At 49.5% G+C, this 18,228-nt stretch carries 15 protein-coding genes; 9 read left to right on the forward strand and 6 right to left on the reverse strand.

The window, feature by feature from the left end:
* Window positions 1-12 precede the first annotated feature (12 nt).
* Both QZT18_RS06905 and QZT18_RS06910 read left to right on the forward strand, forming a co-directional pair.
* Complete coding sequence (locus tag QZT18_RS06905) at window positions 13-1,779, forward strand: LytS/YhcK type 5TM receptor domain-containing protein (RefSeq protein WP_294145923.1); 1,767 nt, start codon at window positions 13-15, stop codon at window positions 1,777-1,779.
* Complete coding sequence (locus QZT18_RS06910; RefSeq protein ID WP_294145925.1) at window positions 1,757-2,476, forward strand: LytTR family DNA-binding domain-containing protein; 720 nt, start codon at window positions 1,757-1,759, stop codon at window positions 2,474-2,476. Before QZT18_RS06905 ends, QZT18_RS06910 begins: the two co-directional genes overlap by 23 nt.
* Before the next feature lie 132 nt (window positions 2,477-2,608).
* Here the strand turns inward: QZT18_RS06910 and QZT18_RS06915 are convergent, their stop codons facing one another.
* A complete protein-coding gene (locus QZT18_RS06915) occupies window positions 2,609-3,958 on the reverse strand; it encodes a hypothetical protein (protein WP_294145927.1) in 1,350 nt (449 codons plus the stop codon).
* 307 nt (window positions 3,959-4,265) lie between these two features.
* Between QZT18_RS06915 and dcuC the strand changes: the two genes are divergently transcribed.
* Genes dcuC through QZT18_RS06930 form a run of 3 tightly spaced genes read left to right on the forward strand, consistent with a single transcriptional unit; the run spans window position 4,266 to window position 7,982 of the window.
* On the forward strand, window positions 4,266-5,624 hold the full coding sequence (dcuC, locus tag QZT18_RS06920; protein ID WP_294145929.1) for a C4-dicarboxylate transporter DcuC: 1,359 nt from the start codon (window positions 4,266-4,268) through the stop codon (window positions 5,622-5,624).
* A gap of 44 nt (window positions 5,625-5,668) precedes the next feature.
* Window positions 5,669-6,802, forward strand: coding sequence for a M20 family metallopeptidase (locus QZT18_RS06925; protein WP_294145931.1), 1,134 nt, complete (start codon window positions 5,669-5,671; stop codon window positions 6,800-6,802).
* A 4-nt stretch (window positions 6,803-6,806) separates the two neighbouring features.
* On the forward strand, window positions 6,807-7,982 hold the full coding sequence (locus QZT18_RS06930; RefSeq protein WP_294145933.1) for an NADP-dependent malic enzyme: 1,176 nt from the start codon (window positions 6,807-6,809) through the stop codon (window positions 7,980-7,982).
* 129 nt (window positions 7,983-8,111) lie between these two features.
* Here the strand turns inward: QZT18_RS06930 and QZT18_RS06935 are convergent, their stop codons facing one another.
* Window positions 8,112-8,975, reverse strand: coding sequence for a nitroreductase family protein (locus tag QZT18_RS06935; RefSeq protein ID WP_294145935.1), 864 nt, complete (start codon window positions 8,973-8,975; stop codon window positions 8,112-8,114).
* Between the two features lie 265 nt (window positions 8,976-9,240).
* On the opposite strand from QZT18_RS06935, the gene QZT18_RS06940 reads away from it, so the two are divergent.
* Entirely contained in the window at window positions 9,241-9,999 is a 759-nt protein-coding gene (locus tag QZT18_RS06940) for a helix-turn-helix domain-containing protein (protein WP_294145938.1), read from the forward strand.
* Between the two features lie 77 nt (window positions 10,000-10,076).
* On the opposite strand, the gene QZT18_RS06945 is transcribed toward QZT18_RS06940, so the two are convergent.
* Window positions 10,077-10,793 carry a gamma-glutamyl-gamma-aminobutyrate hydrolase family protein gene (locus tag QZT18_RS06945; protein ID WP_294145940.1) on the reverse strand — a complete coding sequence of 239 codons (717 nt, stop codon included), beginning with the start codon at window positions 10,791-10,793 and terminating at the stop codon, window positions 10,077-10,079.
* Window positions 10,794-10,895: 102 nt separating this feature from the next.
* Window positions 10,896-11,066 carry a DUF362 domain-containing protein gene (locus tag QZT18_RS06950; protein ID WP_125141194.1) on the reverse strand — a complete coding sequence of 57 codons (171 nt, stop codon included), beginning with the start codon at window positions 11,064-11,066 and terminating at the stop codon, window positions 10,896-10,898.
* A gap of 345 nt (window positions 11,067-11,411) precedes the next feature.
* Here QZT18_RS06950 and QZT18_RS06955 point away from each other — a divergent pair, with 345 nt between their 5' ends.
* Window positions 11,412-11,612, forward strand: a complete 201-nt coding sequence (locus QZT18_RS06955; RefSeq protein ID WP_125141192.1) for a DUF1858 domain-containing protein — start codon at window positions 11,412-11,414, stop codon at window positions 11,610-11,612.
* 104 nt (window positions 11,613-11,716) lie between these two features.
* Here the strand turns inward: QZT18_RS06955 and QZT18_RS06960 are convergent, their stop codons facing one another.
* Window positions 11,717-12,463: an adaptor protein MecA gene (locus QZT18_RS06960; protein ID WP_294145947.1), complete on the reverse strand. Its 747-nt coding sequence runs from the start codon at window positions 12,461-12,463 to the stop codon at window positions 11,717-11,719.
* A 156-nt stretch (window positions 12,464-12,619) separates the two neighbouring features.
* Window positions 12,620-13,198, reverse strand: a complete 579-nt coding sequence (locus QZT18_RS06965; RefSeq protein ID WP_294145949.1) for a TetR/AcrR family transcriptional regulator — start codon at window positions 13,196-13,198, stop codon at window positions 12,620-12,622.
* A 250-nt stretch (window positions 13,199-13,448) separates the two neighbouring features.
* Here QZT18_RS06965 and QZT18_RS06970 point away from each other — a divergent pair, with 250 nt between their 5' ends.
* Both QZT18_RS06970 and QZT18_RS06975 read left to right on the forward strand, forming a co-directional pair.
* Complete coding sequence (locus tag QZT18_RS06970; protein ID WP_294145951.1) at window positions 13,449-15,683, forward strand: RND family transporter; 2,235 nt, start codon at window positions 13,449-13,451, stop codon at window positions 15,681-15,683.
* Window positions 15,670-17,910 carry a hypothetical protein gene (locus QZT18_RS06975; protein WP_294145953.1) on the forward strand — a complete coding sequence of 747 codons (2,241 nt, stop codon included), beginning with the start codon at window positions 15,670-15,672 and terminating at the stop codon, window positions 17,908-17,910. Before QZT18_RS06970 ends, QZT18_RS06975 begins: the two co-directional genes overlap by 14 nt.
* Window positions 17,911-18,228 lie beyond the last annotated feature (318 nt).

An 18,228-nucleotide genomic window follows, 5' to 3' on the forward strand; every position in this document is an offset into this window, starting at 1 on the left:
TGGGGGATCACTATGGTATATGATGTTATTATGAGTGTCTGTATGAATATTTCTCTGCTGATTGTCCTGGCTCTGATGCTGACCAAAATCCAGTTTGTCCAGGAGCTTCTGCTCAATGAGGACGATGAGAATGGAAACGGAGGCGGGAATGTCAGGAGGAAAGTCAGGAACCAGCTTGTCCTGGGTGGGATTTTCGGCGTTTTCTGCATTATTTCCGACTATATCGGGATACAGGTGGAGGGAGCTCTTCCCAATGCCCGTGTCATAGGCGTGCTTTCCGCCGGTTTTCTGGGAGGTCCCGTTTCGGGAATGACCACGGCCCTTATTGCCTCGATCCACCGGTATCAGATTTTTCCGGAACGTATCAGCACCCTGGCCTGTATCCTGGCGGCAATTCTGCATGGCATCATTGGTTCCTGGATTGGATATGCGAGGAGGGAGAACCGGCAGTATTCCAACTGGTTTCTTTTGATGAGCACATTTGTCGCGGAAGCGATTCATATGATTCTGATCCTCATACTGACAAGACCGTTTATTGAGGCGCTGGAGATTGTAAAAATCGTCCTGGTGCCCATGGTTATCATAAATTCCTTTGGAATGGTTATCTTTTTCAGCATTTTCAAGACGATTTTTAACAATGAAGATCTGAAGGTGGCGGCCAACGTGGCGCTGGCCCTGAGGACGGCGGAACGATGCGCCCCTTACCTGGGGGATGCGGAGACGAACCGCAGCAGCATGCAGAAGATTATAGAAATCGTCATGTCCGAATATAAATGCGTCGGGGTGGCGGTGATAAAGGGATATGAATTTCTGGGCAGAAGCAGTGCATTTGACGATATTGAGCTTAATAAGACTTCTTACCCTAGGCTTTTGGCGGCCACCGCAACATACAGGACCACCAGGATCAGTAAAGTGCCTCTGCCCGAGGATGCGTTTTATCCGCTGTATGAAAAGAATGTGATTCTCTCGGCTCCGATTGTCCGCGGGGAGGACGACGTGCTCTCTTTTGTCATGATGGTCAGAAAGAATGCCTATTCTTACAGGGCCGATATTGAATTTGTAACAGGTATCGCGAATTATTTTGCAACCCAGTTTAAACTGGTGGATATGGAGAAACAGAAGGAACATCTGAGAAAAGCGGAAATAAAGGCGCTCCAGTCCCAGATTAACCCTCATTTTCTCTTTAATGCTTTAAATACAATCTCATGCTTTTGCCGGGAAAAGCCGGAGAAGGCCAGGGAACTTCTGATGGCCTTAAGCTCCTATTTCCGGAACATGCTGGAGGATATCGACAGCAGGGTGACACTGGAGACGGAGCTTGAGCATGTGAAAGCCTATCTGATGCTGGAGGAGGCCAGGTTCGAGGAACACCTGAAAATCAAAATCGAAGCTGAGCCGAAAGACTGTACCTGCCGCGTGCCGAACCTGATACTGCAGCCAATCGTGGAAAATGCAGTGCGTCACGGCGCGATGAAAAGGGATAAGGGGCAGGTGGCAATCCGCATCAGGAAGGAAGAAAAGTCAACAATGATCGATGTGATAGATAATGGGCCCGGAATGGACAAAGAGATCGTGGACCGGCTTTATGAGAGCAGCACGGAACTGCCGCACCAGAATGAGAGCCACGGAATCGGAATGCTGAATGTCCAGAGGCGGCTGACCGGGATCTATGGAAAAAGCGCCGGCCTCCAGATTATTTCCGGCGGTTCGGGGACCATTGTGCGCATGATCATTCCAAACCAGAAGGAGAAGACGGATGAGGATAGCGGTAGTAGATGATGAACGCCCTGCCAGAAGCGAGCTGGTGTACCTGATCAGACAGTGCAGTCCCGGGGTGGAAATCACAGAGGCCGAGAGCAGTGACAGGCTGATGCAGCTTCTTGATACGGAGGAATTTGACGTCTGTTTTGTGGATATTGATCTGGGAGGGGCCAATGGGACGACGCTGGCGTCTATGATAAAAAGCAAGCTGCCGGAGGCTCAGATTATATTTGCCACCGCATACAGGGAATATGCGGTGAAGGCATTTGAACTGGGGGCCACGGATTACCTTCTGAAACCCTTTGACCTGGACCGGGTGAGGAAGACGATGGGCAGGCTGGAGGAGAGAAGAGTCGAGGCAGCAGGGGCAAGGGAGATGGCCATCAATAAAATCATGGTGAATGCCGGAGCCAGCTTCCAGGTGCTGGATGTGGCGGATATCGTTTTTATTGAGACGGAAAAGCGCTCCTGCAAGATCCATACGGCCAAAAAGGCATACCTCCAGAATGAATCCCTGAATTACTATGAAACCAGGCTGAGAAACTGCCGGTTTTTCAGAATACATAAAAGTTATCTGGTGAATCTTGACTATGTGCTTGAGATGATTCCAACCTATAACAGTGGGTACAGCCTTAAGATGAGATATTATGAGAAAGATTTGCTGCCGATTGGGAGAACGCAGGTGAAGGAGTTCAGGCAGTTATTCGCAAGATAAAAAGATTTGAGTAAGAGAGCTGCATCCGGGCGGCAGTGAAAATTGAGATGAAACAAAAATGCCTCTCCATCAGTGAGAGGCATTTTTGTTTCTTTTAAAGATTGAAGAGTCGGACCCGGGGCGGTTTAAGAATTAATTTGTTTTAATAGAAATTCGGTACACCTTGCTGGGCCGTCCTTTTGTATTCGTCTGACGGGTATAGATAACTTCGGCAAGGTTGTATTTTACGAGGGTTGTAATAATACGGTTTACGCTGCGCATCGTGATGCGCAGAACGCGGGACAGCTCCTGTGTCGTAACCTCCTCCGTACCGGTTACGGCGAGGGCGGAGCAAAGCTTCTGCACGGTCAGGGTCGAGAGGCCCGTGCGGTCGGCGAGTTCGCGCATATAAGGCGTGACGGCGCTCTGGATCGACAGGCCGGCGCCCTCCTCTCCCAGGAGGCCGAGGAGCCCCTGACTCTCGGAGAAAAGGTAGCTGACACGGTTCCCGGTAATGCGGGATTCCTTTGCTGCGACTATGGCATTGGCCTCCGCCTGACTCAAATCTTCGGCAAGGCCGTAGCCGATCGCCAGCTCGAATCCCCCGTTTTCCTTTATATAATCCCGAAGATGGCAGCAGGTGAAGCCGTCGGTCACCTTTTCGGCGGTCTTTCGGTTGGTGGAGATTCGGAAACCGTAGCGGGTATCCCGGATGATGAAATCGTATAGATATTTTTTGTTGAAGGCGGTCAGTAATTTTTCCAGCAGATCATACCGGTTCTGGAACTGCTCCCAGGAGGCGGGATCCTCCCTGGACGCGGCCGGCAAAAACAAATCGATGGAAGCCGCCAGATTGTTAGTCAGTGTGCTGAGCAGAATTTCGTGTGTCAACTGGCGAAAACCGGCCAGGATATCTTCCCTGCTGAAAGAAATATAGTAACACTCCACGCCTGCCTCCAGAATCTCCGGCATGATCGGGCTCATACGTGACAGGGAATACTTGATCTTCTTAGAATTCCACAATTCAATGTGCTTTTGCAGCTTCTGCTTCGAGGTTTTGTGGACCGTCTCCGGGGACAGTTCCCCTATATACCGGTTATTGCGCTGAAGCCATTCCTCGAAGGTGCCCTCCCTCAGATACTGTATCAGCGAACTCTCTTCTCCCGGACAGAGATAATCACAAAAATCAAAATATCCGTGCTCGAAATTCCAATCCTGATATTTATAAATTACCTCAAAAAAAGTTTTGTAGTAATTGCCTGCGGAACAGAGGAAAAAGCTGATGGGCTTGCAGTCCGGAACACTTTTCTGAATAGAAAGCATCGGGCCGGGGCCGGTGGTGATAAAGCCGTCAAACCCGGATTCCAGCCTGCGGTACAGCTCCACAATATGTTCATAATTATAATAGACAAACAGTTCTGTCTCACAGTCCAAATCAAGCGTCTGAACTTCTTTTTCTAAATATTCTTTTAGATATGCGGTAGCCAGTATCGCAATTCTCACAAAAACACCACCTTTTTCAAACATTGTAATTTGTTATACAGTATAACAAAAAATAAAGGGTATTACAACAGAGGAACTTCGCGCGGGTACCGGTAAGCTGGATAAAAAAGAAATTTGTGATTTATTACTAAATTACGGACGTTTTAATTGTTCCTTTTTAACGAAAATAATTATTATCATTTACATTAATGATTTGCGTGATATAATTGGAAATATAAAAGACGTCTTTAATATAACCGTAAATAGGTAAGCCAACAACAAAGCAACAAATGAACAGGCAGATGATGAAACAAAATAGGAGGGTGTTATGTTTAGTGTGTTAATTGCTTTACTTGTAACAATTGTGGTGGGGTATTTCGTTATCAAAAAGTATAAACCGCAGACCGTGCTTTTTGCGGCAGGAATTTTTCTGATGATCATTGCCTCCGTGTTCCATTTGGGGGAGATTATGGCGGCTGATAAGTCAACCGGCTTCTGGCTCTTTGATATTTTTGAATATATGAAAACCGTTTTTGCAGCCGACGCGGCGGGGACCGGTATGATTATCATGGCAGTCGGCGGCTTTGCCGTTTACATGGAGCACATTGGAGCAAGCTCCGCAATGGTGGACATCTGTATCAAGCCGCTGAAGGCGCTCAATAAGCCGTATCTGGTTCTGGCTCTCAGTTATGTGGTCGGACAGTTCTTAAACATATTTATTCCGAGTGCGGCGGGACTCAGTGTACTTCTGATGGCAACGCTGTTCCCGGTGCTTGTTGAACTGGGAGTCAGCCGCCTGTCGGCAACGGCTCTTATCGGTACCGCGGCCTGTCTGGATCTGGGACCGGCTTCCGGCGCTTCGAACATGGCGGCTCAGACGGCAGGCCTGGAGCCGATGTTATATTTTGTGCAGTATCAGCTTCCGGTAGCGGGAGTGGTTGTGGTGACGATAGCAGTTCTTCACTATCTGGTACAGAAATATTTTGACAGGAAGATGAATTTTATTCCGGATGCAGCGGCCGACGGGAAAAGAGAGAAAAAGGCGGTTCCGAAGATTTATGCAATTCTTCCTCTGCTTCCGCTGATTTTCCTTTTTGTGTTCAGTAAATTAGTCATCAGTTCTATTTCCATGAACGTTATCACGGCCATGCTGCTCGGCGTGACAATTGCCCTGATTTTTGAGTTCATCACGAAAAGAGGAAACGGCAAAGCAGTTGCAAAGGATATTCAGGTGTTCTTTAACGGAATGGGCAGCCAGTTTGCTACAATTGTAACATTGATTATTGCGGGAGAGACCTTCGCAAAAGGTCTTATGTCAATCGGAGCGATCGACACGATTATTGAGAGCTGTAAAGCTACCGGTTTCGGTCCCGTCCCAATGACCATTGTTATGGTCCTGATTATTACCGTATGTTCCATTGTAATGGGGTCCGGAAATGCTCCTTTTTACGCATTTGCCGCCCTTGCTCCGACCGTAGCGGCCGCCTTCGGTATCTCTACCGTTCTGATGGTTATGCCGATGCAGCTGGCAAGCGGTATTGCCAGAAGCATTTCCCCGATTACCTCCGTTATCGTGGCGGTAAGCGCCAGCGCGGACTTGTTCCCGGTTGACGTTGTAAAGCGTACGGCTATTCCGATGGCGGGAGGCCTGGCTGCCCTGTTACTGTCAACGTTTCTGATGTTTTAAGAAAACATTGCGGATATCCCGCAATAACGCGAAAGGATTAGACAATGAAAAACTTTAATTTACGAGAATATCTGAATGAACTGGAGACTCTGGTTAATATCGACAGCGGAAGCCGGGTGCCGGGCGGAACATCCCTCATGGCGGATTACATGGAAGCAAAGTATAGAGAACTCGGCCTTACGGTGAAACGGATCGAATCCGAAAAGGGCCTGGGGCCCTGTCTGGAAATCCGCAGCTATGCAGAGCGGGAGAAAATCGACGTCCTTTTTCTCGGACATATGGATACGGTATTTCCAGCCGGGGAGCCGGAACGGAGACCTTACCGGGAGGAGGGAGAGCTGGGTTATGGACCGGGCATTATGGATATGAAGGCAGGCCTGTTATCCACCTGGTACCTTGTTAAGAATCTGGTGGAGGATGGCACAGGGTTAAACATCTGTGTGGCTCACAACAGTGATGAGGAAATTTCTTCCCTGGACTCTCAGGAATGGATTAAAAAACTGGCTGAGAAAGCGGATATTACCATCGTGATGGAACCGGGACGAAAGAACGGGGAATATGTGAATGAGAGAAAGGGCCTTGCGCGGTACACGGTGACGGTGGAAGGAGTCGCGGCTCATGCGGGGATAGCGCCTCAGGATGGGGCAAGCGCCATTTATGAGCTGGCCGAACTGATTCTTAAGTTACAGGCTCTCAACAATTATGAGATCGGAACCAGCGTTAATGTTGGAGTGATTTCTGGAGGAACGGCATCCAACGTGGTCTGTGATCTGGCGGCATGTGTGGTCGACACCCGTTTTGACACCATCGGGGAGCATGAGAAGATTGAGGAAAGCCTGAAGAGGCTGGAGAGCCGGAGGGTTAACCCGAGAACGTCCGTAACCATAGTGAGAGACGGCTTCAGACCGCCGATGAATAAGACGGAAAAGACAGAATCCCTGATGGCGCTCATGGAGGAGCAGGCCGCGCTCATCGGTATGGATATGAAATGGGTAAAGACAGGCGGAGGCTCCGACGGTAACTTTGCGGCTTTTGCTGGCTCCGCTGTCATAGACGGGGCCGGACCGGCAGGAGACGGGGCTCACGGGAAGAAAGAATCACTTCAGCTTAACACGATTGAACCGAGACTGGAGCTTCTATACAACATGCTTACCGCATTATCGGAGAAAAGAGGGTGAGAAAATGAATTTTAATGAAGAAGCTTTAAGAAGGCATGAGGAGAAAAAAGGAAAGATTCAGGTGACCAGCAAGGTGGAGCTTAAGACAAGGGAAGAACTCTGCATCGCCTATACGCCGGGGGTTGCCGAGCCATGCCGGAAAATCCATGAAAATAAGGAGGATGTCTACCGTTACACAGCCAAAGGGAACCTGGTGGCGGTGGTATCCGACGGCTCTGCCGTGCTGGGCCTTGGAAATATCGGCCCGGAGGCCGCCATGCCTGTCATGGAGGGAAAAAGTATTTTATTTAAACAGTTTGGTGATGTGGATGCCTTTCCAATCTGCCTGGGAACCCAGGACACGGAGGAGATTATCCAGGCGGTACGCGTGCTTGCTCCGACCTTCGGCGGCATCAACCTGGAGGACATCTGTTCACCCAAGTGTTTTGAAATTGAGAGAAGACTGGAGGAAGAGCTGGATATCCCGGTCTTCCACGACGACCAGCACGGAACGGCGATTGTAGTGACCGCCGGCATGTTAAATGCAGCAAAGCTGACGGGCCGGAAGCTTGAGGAGATGAAGGTGGTGCTGAACGGACCCGGAGCCGCCGGAACCGCCATCATTAAGATGCTTATGTTTGCCGGAGTTAAGAATGTGATTGCCTGTGATGAGCACGGAATCCTGCATAAGGAAAGAAGCGAGAAACCGCAGGGCCACAAATGGGAGCTCTGTGAGGTTACAAACCCGGAAGGAAAACAGGGTACGCTTGCCGATGCCGTAGTGGGAGCGGACGCCTTTGTAGGAGTTTCCGTCGCAAACGCATTGACGCCGGAGATGGTAAAAACAATGGCTCCCGACCCGATTGTGTTCGCAATGGCCAATCCCACTCCGGAGATTACCTACGAGGACGCCGTTTCCGCCGGGGTGAAGGTAATGGGGACCGGGCGCAGCGACTATCCGAACCAGATCAACAATGTACTCGCTTTTCCAGGGATATTTCGCGGGGTACTGGACGCGCGTGCCAGAGATATCAACTATGAAATGAAGTTTGCCGCGGCCAGGGCGATCGCCGGTCTGATTGGTGATGAGGACCTGTGTGCCTGCAATATCATTCCGTCCGCATTTGACAGCAGGGTGGCGGAAACTGTCGCAAAGGCCGTGAAGGAGGCGGCGGTCAGGACGGGGGTAGCCAGGTTATAAGCAGAGCGCCGTTCATGTTATAATTGATTCTCCTGTAGGAACGCCAGTACCCTGTGATGAAGGTACTGGCGTTTATTCTTAATTTCCCGCGAAACGTGTGTAAAATGAGCATTTCGCTAATATGTCGTTTTACCGGGTGCTGTAGTACCCGTCAATCCTTGCCCCTTCCGGCAGCTCGTATTTACCTTCCGGCGCTCCGAGAGTCCAGCCGGTTTCGGAGAGGTGGTGATTCTCCATGGCGCCGGCGAAGTGGAGCATCGTGATGCCCGCGTTGAGGCGCGTATCATCCGGTGTGGTCAGTTCATCGGGGAGGGTAACAAGGAGTATCATGTCCCCATCCAGGATGAAGCGGTATGACTGAAGATTTAAATAGGAAGGAGCGCAGCAGGCGGAGATGAATGCCTGATACAGGCTGTTGTTAAGCGGAAGAGAGGAAATCTCTGCGCTTTCGCCCCAGTTTTTCGTATAAACGGCGTGGTCCACGGAAAGTTTCGGCGCGACGAAGCCGGTACGTTTTTTAATTGAAACGTCGGAAATGCTCTTAATGTCCAGTCTGGAGGAGGGGAGCATGATAGTGGCGTTGCCGAATGCGATCAGTGCACACGGTTCCATATCTTCCGGGAGGGACAGGCGCTTTTTAACCTCGGAGCTGTCTCCGATTGTAATCCAGCAGGATTCCAGTTCCAGCTCGGTCAGCTTTATAACAAGATCCTCGCCGATGTATCCGGCGTTTTCCAGATAGTAATCCTCTTTTGGTGAAGATACCAGGATGTAATGGGGAGCCTCGATCATAAAGTTGTGGTATCCGGCGCATCCTGACAGGATGGAATGGGTCTCAGGCCCAAGAAGTTCAATGGACACCCGAATGTCCTGTACCAGTTTTCTGCACTCCGGGAAATAGTCCTGAAGTTCCTTCAACTGTTTTTCCAAAGCCGGTTTTTTCTTAAAACTCCTCGTTGATTCACGTTTAATAGCAAGATTGTAATAATCCATCCTCAAGCCACCTTTCATATAATTTTCCTCTAAGCTTATTCTATTACACAGATAACGGCATAATGTGCTTATACTGAAATTCTACCATCGCACCGGGTTAATTGTCAAATAAAAAGAAAAAATTTCCAGTAATAGACAGATACTTCCTGTATAAATAAGAAAAAACAGGTATTAAAATTTTTACATGATACTCATATTCCTTCTGAACCCGGCATATAGTAATAGTAAGCTACGAAATATTGTGGACTAAAGGAGAGGATTTATTATGGCTGAGATACATTATCTGATTTCAGATGCGTCGAAAAAAGTGGATGTAGAAGCACATGTGCTGCGGTACTGGGAGGAAGAACTGGAGCTTCCTATCCCCAGAAACGAGATGGGACATCGATATTACACGGATTTTCACATCCGTCTTTTTAAACAGGTTAAAGTGCTGAAGGAAAAGGGATATCAGTTAAAAGCAATTAAGACTGCATTGGCAAAATCTCTTCAGGACGGTAAGGTGATTATCCCGAGTGAGGTCCTGGAAGAGGATGTGATTGCCGCATTGAAAGAAACAGGTATAGGAGAACAGGACATGAAAGAGCAGAAAGGGAATGAAAAAAAGGCCGGAGGAGAGCAGACGGACGGCAAGGTAAAGGATGGACAAGCCGGTGAGAACGGCGAACCGGCCGGACTTACCGCTCTCGACAAGGACAGCGTGGAGGCGCTGCTGGCCGGAGAGAAAATGGAACAGTTCCAGAAGGTGATGAACCATATTATTGGACGGGCTATGGAAGAGAACAGCGAGAAGCTGAGCCAGGACATCAGTTATCTGGTACATGACAAGCTGATGAAGGAGATGGAGTATCTGATGCGCGTGTCGGATGAAAGGGAAGAAGAGCGGTTTAAACAGCTCGATGAAGTAATCCGCGCTTATCAGAGGGACAACCAGGGCAGGGCGGAAGCTGCCGCTTCTGTTACGGGATTTCCGTTTTTTCGCTTTAAAAAGAAAAAATTCGGCCGCAACGGAAACAAGCTTTAAGCAGTTTCCATCACGGCTGAAAATAGGAAAGTCCGGCGGAATTCCGTGAATCAAATCCCAGGCAGGGAATTCCGCTGTTACACTTTCCGGCAGGCGTTTATAAAAGCGGAGAAGAGGCGGTCGGCATGTTCATACTTCCCGGCGAGCTGCTCCGGATGCCACTGGACGCCTACCAGGAAAGGATGATCCGGCTGTTCGACTGCTTCGATAATGCCGTCGGAAGCGCGCCCGCAGACGTTCAGGCAGGGGGCGGCATTCCGGATAGCCTGATGGTGAAGGCTGTTGACTTCCAGTGAAAGGGACTGTGTTATCTGCGCCAGGCGGGAGCCGCTCTCCAGTGTTACGCGGTGAGCCGGATGCGACGCACCAAAAGGCTGTCTGTGCGCGATAGGAAAACGTTCCGGGACCTGAGAAAAAATATCCTGATAGATATCTCCCCCCAGGGCGATGTTGAGAAGCTGGGCTCCACGGCAAATGCCAAGGACCGGCTTTTTCTTTTCGTAAACCTGGGAGAGCAGAAGCAGCTCCGAGGAATCGCGAAGCGGCGAGAAATCCCCGCATCCGGTCAGTGTTTCCTCGCCAAAGAGAAACGGATGGACATCCGGTCCGCCGCTGAACAGGAAACCGTCCAGTGTGTCGGCAAGCTGTCCGGCTTCCTCTTCATCTAACGTCAGAGGGAGGACGAGGGGAATCGCGCCGTTTTTCCGTATGGCGTCGATATAGAAATGTCCCATTCTTAGATCATCTGTTTTTAAATCGTGGGAGGCTGTCAGGCCAATCACCGGTTTATTCATATTGCACCTCTCTTTACGGTCTCTGAAAAATCCCTGTTTTATATAACATAAAAAGACTGTCATCTCTGACAGCCTCTTATGTATCTTAAGCATTCCGCTTAATTATGCCTGCTCAATTGCGCCTGTAGGACATGAACCAGCACAGCTACCGCAGTCGATGCATGCATCGGCATCGATTTCATATTTGCTGTCTCCCTGTGAGATAGCGCCTACTGGACAGTCTCCAGCACAAGCACCGCAGCTAACGCATGTATCTGTAATTACATATGCCATGATTAAGTACCTCCTTTAGAATTTAACTTTTGCATTTATTCTATACTATTACTGGGAATTATTCAAGAAGAAATTACTGTATTTTATGTTTAAAAATAGGAGCAATGCGCAAAATAAGGAATACAGGTAATTTTATTTCTTGCCAAGCCTGTGGAAAAGTATTATAGTATGGATAGATATAACTGTTTAAAGATTCAGAACAGTTATGATATAATGTACGCAACGCGGACATTATATCACGCGCATGCAGATTTCTGCGCCTGCCGCAGAAAGCCTGGCGCTGAATTCCGTCGGAGACTCATATTCACGACATGAATATTATATTACAAAAGGAGGTTAAGAAACATGCAGGTTAGTAAAGATATGTTAATCGGCCAGCTTCTCATGGTAGACGAAGGCATTGCCCCGATTCTTATGGGAGCAGGAATGCATTGTCTGGGATGCCCTTCCGCACAGGGAGAATCTCTTGAGGAAGCTTGCTATGTCCATGGAATCCAGGTGGATACGGTAGTTTCTGCAATTAACGAATACCTTGCTGCGAAATAAGAGCAGCAGGATTTAATAAAAAAGACTTTCGTCAAAGGCCAGTCCTCTGAACGGAAGTCTTTTTTATTGTTTACTTTTACTGTAAAAGAGTTCTTCATAGTGTCCTACAGGTTGGAAAGCGTCTGCAGGGCGCGGTCTTTTACGATGATTTCATAGTGTTCCTGATAGTAGGCTTCAGCAGCAGGGTCTGCTTTCAGAGTGCTGCCGTACTCTGACAGGAGGTTACAGATTCGTTTGAAGGAGTCATTGTCTTCCTCCGGCTCTCTGATGACCAGATAATAGCGGTTGTTCTTCGGATTCTTGTAGAGCGTGTTGGCTCCGTCAAACACTTGTCCTGCTATTCTGGCGGCATGACAAACCTGATCCAGGTTGTCAAATGTAAAAAAACGGACAGAGGGCTGGCCGTCGGAGGCGGTAGTTTCCACATTCTTTAATCCTGCGGCAGCGGAAAGCGGGGAAGGCACTGCATCACCGGCAGTCTTGGAGGTAAAGAGTCCAAGAATTCCGTCAGCTCCTTCTAACAGTTCGCTGGCCAGCGAGGACAGGGATTCTTCTTCCTCGGCCATTGGAGAAAATTTGGAAAAACGGGTGTCCAGTTCTTCCGGATCTTCTATCTTTGTAATGATAAGCATTATACTCTCATTGGACAGCGGAATCGCTTCCACCATCAACGGAATGTCTTCTGCTTCGAAACCTACTTCGTTGGAAGCCTTCTGAATCATCTCACGGAAAAGCTTCTTCGCTTTTTCGCTGCCATAGGCTAATTCACCCAGATTCAGGTCGCGTACACTTAAGTCAAAACTGGAAAGTGTACAACGAATCTGGTTTTCATTGATACGTTCGATTTTCATAGGCTCACTTCCTTGTCTTTTCAGGTTAAAAGTACCAAGCTTACATATTCAATATACTATATAATATAAGCAATTGGCAATTCATATATGAAAAAAATTTATTAAAATTTATGGAAGCATGGCTTAAGACGGCAAAAAGACCGCAAATCGCGGCATTTATGCCAAAAGGTTTCTTGCAATCTCCATTGTTGTCTTGTCCGCGATCTCCGCAATCTGTTCCCGCGGCTCTTTCATTCCCGTATCAATCCACCGTTTTAATACGCCGGTCAGGCCGTAAGTGATAAATTCCAGAAAGTAAGCCAGCATGACTTCGCTGATATTCGGATACTGTTTTGTGATGACAACGGTTCCATTATCGGAAATCAACTTGTGAAAACGGTTTACAAAATCATTGGAGGCCGTATTTTCGAAAAGTATTTTGCAGATTTTTGTATTCTGTTCAATGTAGTGGATGATAGGGAGCAGCACCGGAAGGAGAGAGCCCTTTCTGGGACCCTTCAGATATGCGTCGATCATCTCCTGGAAATCATTCAGAACATCGGACTCCATCTTCTGGAGGAGGTCATAGGTGTCCGAATAGTGCAGATAAAATGTCCCTCTGTTGAGGTCGGCCCTGTCGGTGATGTCCTTTACTGAAATATTCTTAAAATCTTTCTCCGTCATCAGTTCCACCAGACTGTCCTTCAGCATTTTCTGGGTCCGGCGGATTCTTCGATCCTGTTTTTGTCCGTCCATATTTCATATCTCCTTTAAAAGTATGTGTATAAATAAGAGTTATTGTTCGCACTGTGCCAGGTAACAAACGGGTGAACAATTCTGGAAAATATATCCGTTAATGTACACGTAACCGGGTCCGTGGCCATTATTGAATCAGGCGGGGACTTTTGATTATTGAAACTTATTGACATTTGAATTATAATACACATGTGTTCAAAAGTCAATAATAATACAGTAAACGAAAATAAAACAATAATGGAGAACGGATATGAAAAACGACAACAGTTTTTTTGACAGGATCATCCAGATTATTGTATACAAAGGAAAAATAATAGAAAAGGTGTTCTTCATTTTCACGGTAATCTGTGCGCTCTGCTTTCCGTTTGTCGGGGTGAATTACGACTTGAGCAAATACCTGCCGGAGTCGGCGCCCACAAAACAGGCGCTGGATGTGATGGAGGACGAGTTCGGATACCCCGGCATGGCCAGAGTGATGGTGAAGGACGTCTCTCTGCAGGAGGCAAAACATATCCGCGATCAGATTTCAGAGCTGGACGGTGTGGATATGGTAATCGGCCCCGATGTGACGACGAATGTCTATATGGGAGCATCCTTCCTGACCCAGAGCATGACGGATCTGATGTCGATTGACGCACTGTCCATGGATGATTATTACCGCGATGGGAACGCCGTGATGGACATTGTATTTACCGAAGGGGACGGCGATCCGGAAACGAAGGCGGCAATCCGCAGGATATATGGGATTGTCGGAAAAGACCGCGGCTGTTTTGCCGGCAGTGCGGTGTCCTCTAAAGAGCGTGAGGAATCCATCACCAGGGAGATTGCCATTGCGATTGCCATGTCCCTCGTGATTATCTGGCTGATTCTCACATTGACCACGACTTCCTGGGTGGAGCCGGTTCTGTTTATCTTTGTCATGATTGTTGCCATTATTTTGAATATGGGGTCCAATCTTATCTTTGGCAGTATATCATTTTTTACGTTTTCCACTGCGGCGATTCTTCAGTTGGCCGTGTCGATGGACTACTCCATTTTCCTGCTTCACACTTTTACCGCATATAAAAACAAGGGGATGGAAATCCACGGGGCCATGGAAGAGGCCGTCAGGGAGGCGTGCAGTTCGATACTCGCCAGCGGTGCAACCACGATAGTCGGGTTCCTCGTCCTCGTCAGCATGCAGTTTACAATTGGCCGGGATGTCGGCCTGGTGCTTACAAAGGGCATTATATGCAGCCTGCTTACCGTGCTGCTGCTGATGCCGACCCTGATACTGAAGTTTGACGCAAAGATTGTGAAAACGGCTCACCGGCCGTTCCTTTCGCCCTTTGACCGGTTTGCAAAGTTGATGAACAAAATCCGCCATCCGGTCTTTCTGCTGGCCGCCGTTCTGGCCGTGCCCTGTTATTTCGGGCAGGCGATGAATGTGTTTTATTACGGTGACGACGCGATAGGAGCCGGGCCCGGAACGAGGGTTTATGAGGATACACATGAGATTAACGGTATTTTCGGCAAATCCAATGTTATGATCGGAATTGTGCCCAATGGTTCCGTGGTGACGGAGAGAGAGCTGACGGAGGCGCTTGAGGATCTGGACTTTGTAAACTATGCACTGTCCATGTCGGGAACCATGCCGTCCGGCCTGCCGGAACGTTTTCTGCCACAGTCCCTGAAGGAGGAACTGCGGACGGAGCGGTACGCCAGAATCATGATTTCAATGGATACGGCGCAGGAGAGCGACTATGCATTCGAATGCAGCCGGAAACTTCAGGAGACGGTAAAAGAGTTTTACCCGGAGGACGCCTATGTGATAGGAATGACGCCGACCACGATCGATATCAAGGAAATCCTGACGGCCGATTACAACAGGGTATCCATCCTTTCCCTGGCGGGTGTGGCCCTGGTGGTTTTTGTTACCTTCCAGACGCCGCTGATTCCGATTCTCGTTATCATTCCGATAGAGGTGGCCATTTATCTGAATATGACGATTCCCTATGTGCTGGGGGACAGCGTGATCTATATCGGCTACATTGTAGTCAGTTGTCTGCAGCTGGGGGCCACGATTGATTACTCGATTCTCATGACGAATAATTATCTGGCGTTCCGCAAAGAGATGGGAAACCGGGAGGCCGCGGTTGCCGCCATAACAAAGAGTACTCTTTCCATTGTCACGTCGGGAGGGATTCTGACCGTGGTCGGCTACCTTCTGTATTTCACCTCATCCATCCAGGCCATCTCGCAGGTGGGCAGGCTTGTGGGCCGCGGGGCAATGCTCAGCATGGTTCTCGTGCTGTCCCTGCTTCCCGCTCTGCTGAGTGCCTTTGACAAGCCAATCAGGCGGCAGCAGATGAAAGCGGCCGGACGCAGGGAGCGGAGGATGAAAAGGAGGGGGGAAAAGAAAGCGGCTGGAATCGAAGTGGCGGAAACAAAGCCGTGCGAAGTAAAACCGGAACGAGAAGGAGGGGAAAGCCATGAAGAGAAATAAACGCATCATATCGGCGGTGCTGGCGGCCGTTCTGGGGCTTGGCACGGTGCTGACGGCCGGGGCCGCTGCAGACGAACCCGTCTGCGACGAGACTCTTTATGTCACTCTGAACCAGTACGGGGAAATCAGGGAGAGCAGCGTCGTCAAGGGTTATACGGTTAACGGCTGCAGCAGGATAGAGGATTATGGTACATATGACGGAATTACCAATATGACGGATCACTCCGAGCCGTCGGTCGATGGCGGGAAAGTAATATTCGAACTTGAAAAACCGGCGGACCGCTTTTATTTTGAGGGAGTCACCCAGGTGAAAGAGGAGGAGCTGCCATGGACGATCCGGGTGGGTTACCGTCTGAATGGGCAGGAGAAAAAGGCGGAGGAACTGGCCGGGGCGGCAGGCCTGATCGAAATTAATGTAGATTTACTTCCCAATAAAAGGGTTTCGGACTATTACCGGAACAATATGACCCTGATGGCCACAACCGTGGTGGATATGGATAAAAACCTGAGCCTGGAAGCGGAGGGGACGCAGATACAGGCGATGGGAAATCTGAATGCGGTTTTGTTTTTTGCCCTGCCGGGAGAGGAACAGCACTATTCCATCCGGATCGGAACCAATGATTTTAAATTCAGCGGTCTGGTATTTACGATGGTTCCCCTTACGGCCGCACAGCTTGACAAGGTTGCGGATATCAGGGATGCCAAAGAGACGCTGGAGGATTCGGCCGATTCCATCAGTGAGAGCCTGGATGTAATATTTAATACACTGGATGGAATGCAGGCGGGCATGACGGATGCGGCGGACGGAATCAGGGGGCTGAATGAGACGAGGGAGATTTTTGCCGGTTCGAAGGCCCAGGTTTACGATGCGGCGGATGTGGCAATCGGCAATATGGACGCTCTGGCCCAGAAGTTTGCCCCATTTTCCACTCATATGAAGGAGGCCCGGGATCTTCTGAACGATCTAAACCTGGATATCAGCGATCTGGTGGAATCCCTGGATGAACTGTCTCCTCTGCTGTCGGAACTCAGACATGACGTGGCTGGTCTGAGAAATGATATGGATGATTTGAGGGAAGCCATCAACCACCCCGCGGTGGATATGGCGGCGGAGAGTATCGGACGCCAGATGGAAAAGACAAAATCGGATTTGGAAAACCTGAAAGTGTCCCAGCGTGAGCTGAGCGGCGGAGTCGCAGGGCTGGCGAGCGCAGTCCCGAGCCTGATCGCATCTGCCGGGGCGGTGAAAACAAAAGCTTCCGCGCTGGTAGACCGGGAGGAACTGGAAGAACTGGCCGAAGAGCTGGATGATGCAGGAATCTACGACGAGGACGAGGCGGCCTCCTATTTATTCAACAATATGGATTACACCATTGATGAGATAGACACGCTTGTGGCATACCTGATGCCGGAAAATGACCGTGCGGCAACCGCTTCCGAGGCCGGCAGGGCCGGCCAGGCGGGACTGATGGACGCATTGGACGCCATAGTGGAGGGAGTGGACGGCACAATCGGAAATACCAGCCTGACGGACGACGTGGAGGCTCTGATCACACAGTCTGAGACGATATTGCAGGCCCTGGCCGCACAGAGGGGAAGTGTCTCCGGCGCTCTTAAAAATATCCGTGATATCGCGGACACGGCAGCGGACATCTGTGACGCGGCGGACGACGTCATCAGCTCCGTAGACACTATTAACAGGACAGTCGACGAACACCACGATGAAATCCTGTCCACGCTGAACGATATGGGAGAACTGACAGACAGCGCCTACAACAGCCTGATATCCCTGACGGTGTTCAGCACGGCTTTGGAAAACCAGTTAAAGAGCATAAGTGACCCGCTGAACAGCAGTACAAAACAGACGCTGAACGGTCTGGCGGCCATCCTGGACGATGCAGGAGAAGGCCTGGGGCAGACAAACGTCTTAAGGAGCGCAAAAAACACGATCAAGGATATGATAGACGACAAGTGGGATGAGTACACCACCGAAGACACCACAATCCTGAACGTGGATCCGGATGCCGCGCCCGTCTCCTTTACCTCCACAAGAAACCCGTCCCCGCGCACAATCCAGATCGTGCTGCGGACCGAGGAAATCAAAGAGGAAAAGGTAAAAAGCGGAAACAGTGTGGACGAAGAATTCCACTCGGACGGGAGTATTTTCCACCGGATTGCGAATATTTTCAGGAGGATATGGGAGTTGATAGAGGGATTGTTTCGTTGAAAGGCGGGGACGCCTGGGGGGGATGGCGGACGGGGTAGGGAGTGGTGAGTCTTCAGTCCCGGGGAAAGGTGTTGCGAGGGGAAATTCGAGGAAAAAAATTCCTACGGGGACTCACTTTCGCTTGTGGAGTGCGTAACAGTGCTGGATTTGTTGAAGACCTCATCAAGCACTGACGGACTCCAAGGTCCCCTTCGGAAAGTTTTTCCTCGAATTCCCCAGGTCAGGGGATCGACGGGACCGAAGACCGCGTAGGGACCGGCCCCGTCCTTATGTTTAAAAAAAATTTAAAAAAGAGGTTGTAAATCCCTCTTCAATGTA

The organism is uncultured Clostridium sp. (assembly GCF_900547735.1).
Taxonomy (GTDB): domain Bacteria; phylum Bacillota; class Clostridia; order Lachnospirales; family Lachnospiraceae; genus Otoolea.

Excerpts from the sequence above, each read along its gene's own strand:
- QZT18_RS06935 (WP_294145935.1), bottom strand. The coding sequence starts at position 8,975 with ATGGATTATTACAATCTTGCTATTAAACGTGAATCAACGAGGAGTTTT.
- QZT18_RS06970 (WP_294145951.1), top strand. The coding sequence starts at position 13,449 with ATGAAAAACGACAACAGTTTTTTTGACAGGATCATCCAGATTATTGTA.
- QZT18_RS06965 (WP_294145949.1), bottom strand. The coding sequence starts at position 13,198 with ATGGACGGACAAAAACAGGATCGAAGAATCCGCCGGACCCAGAAAATG.
- QZT18_RS06955 (WP_125141192.1), top strand. The coding sequence starts at position 11,412 with ATGCAGGTTAGTAAAGATATGTTAATCGGCCAGCTTCTCATGGTAGAC.
- QZT18_RS06975 (WP_294145953.1), top strand. The coding sequence starts at position 15,670 with ATGAAGAGAAATAAACGCATCATATCGGCGGTGCTGGCGGCCGTTCTG.
- QZT18_RS06960 (WP_294145947.1), bottom strand. The coding sequence starts at position 12,463 with ATGAAAATCGAACGTATCAATGAAAACCAGATTCGTTGTACACTTTCC.
- QZT18_RS06940 (WP_294145938.1), top strand. The coding sequence starts at position 9,241 with ATGGCTGAGATACATTATCTGATTTCAGATGCGTCGAAAAAAGTGGAT.
- QZT18_RS06905 (WP_294145923.1), top strand. The coding sequence starts at position 13 with ATGGTATATGATGTTATTATGAGTGTCTGTATGAATATTTCTCTGCTG.
- QZT18_RS06930 (WP_294145933.1), top strand. The coding sequence starts at position 6,807 with ATGAATTTTAATGAAGAAGCTTTAAGAAGGCATGAGGAGAAAAAAGGA.
- QZT18_RS06925 (WP_294145931.1), top strand. The coding sequence starts at position 5,669 with ATGAAAAACTTTAATTTACGAGAATATCTGAATGAACTGGAGACTCTG.
- QZT18_RS06910 (WP_294145925.1), top strand. The coding sequence starts at position 1,757 with ATGAGGATAGCGGTAGTAGATGATGAACGCCCTGCCAGAAGCGAGCTG.
- QZT18_RS06950 (WP_125141194.1), bottom strand. The coding sequence starts at position 11,066 with ATGGCATATGTAATTACAGATACATGCGTTAGCTGCGGTGCTTGTGCT.
- dcuC (WP_294145929.1), top strand. The coding sequence starts at position 4,266 with ATGTTTAGTGTGTTAATTGCTTTACTTGTAACAATTGTGGTGGGGTAT.
- QZT18_RS06945 (WP_294145940.1), bottom strand. The coding sequence starts at position 10,793 with ATGAATAAACCGGTGATTGGCCTGACAGCCTCCCACGATTTAAAAACA.